The sequence below is a fragment of the Desulfovibrio sp. 6_1_46AFAA genome (assembly GCF_000224635.1).
Lineage (GTDB): Bacteria > Desulfobacterota > Desulfovibrionia > Desulfovibrionales > Desulfovibrionaceae > Desulfovibrio > Desulfovibrio fairfieldensis.
Genome location: NZ_JH114311.1, coordinates 1 through 1,122 on the forward strand (window position 1 = coordinate 1; position 1,122 = coordinate 1,122).

Below are 1,122 nucleotides of genomic sequence, written 5' to 3' on the forward strand. Positions count from 1 at the left end.
GCCTTTTCCGAGCTTGGGTGCTTGGGACAGATCGGGAGGCCGGAGGCTGGCAAGAAGACGCGTTACAGGGGCATGTACACGGATACGGTGGTGCGTCAGAACGCCAGAATTATGTAAACGTGCCCACCATGCTGTCAGTGGTGCCGATAGATAACAACAGCACTGTCAGCATGACCAACGCCCAGAAACAGGCATATGTATCTGACGGCGCACACGGTACGCCGCGCATTGCAAGCGACACCCGCCCAGAAAACACCATAGTCCCCGTGATCCTTTACCTCGGGTGGCCCAGATAGAGGATGATGGGCTGACAAACGTGCTGGGGGACGTTTTGTGGACCGGTGGGCACGACGCGACTCGCATCAAATGAAGCTGCTCCATTTTCATGGCGTACCATTCCTTGGCTTCCAAAAGTATCGGCTGTGACAGACTGAATTTTAAATGCGCCGGATGCCACCTTGCCAAAATATTCGACGCCCCCAACGACACCAGAAATATTTCGTATCTCATCCCGGCCCCAAGCCCCGGCCTCCCGATCTGTCCCAAGCACCCAAGCTCGGAAACGCGCACGGCTCTTTGAAAACTCCATAGGGATAAAAGGGTTTTTCCCCTGCCTCCGGCCTTTCCGAAATTGGGTGCTCGGAGCGGATGGGACGGCGGGCGCGTGGGGAAGAGATGAAATTCGGGATGCTGAAGGTCACTTCGCTGTGCTCCCTGCGCCGGGTAGTACAGGATACGGTTTTTATGGAGACGGGCTTTGGGGGAAGGATCCCTCGAGGAAGACTGTCGTTGCCTCTGTGGATAGTGTGGTATCGGGCAACTATTTATTGCCCAAGTTTGCTTTTTCCAATGCCGTCCCGACCGGCCCCAAGAACGTACCGGAGCATATTTGGCAGCCGATCATCCTATACCTGGGCCGCCCGGCCTAGATAGATGACCACGGGCTGATGGACGTGGGGCGGCACGTTCTGCGGGCCGGTGGGGACAACATTGGAAAGCATAAATTTAGGGCTAGGATTGTTGCCCGTGGGAAAGCCCGTGCCATAAGAAACATTAATTTTTAGATTGGGGTCAGGCCCCCAAGCACCATCACCGTATAAGAACCATCCGCCACCGCTTACA

The 1,122-nt window shown here is 55.7% G+C and carries 1 pseudogene; it reads right to left on the reverse strand.

Annotated features, from left to right (window positions below):
- Nucleotides 1-905: 905 nt before the first annotated feature.
- A pseudogene (locus HMPREF1022_RS18740) lies at nt 906-1,122 on the reverse strand (hypothetical protein); the annotation flags it as partial.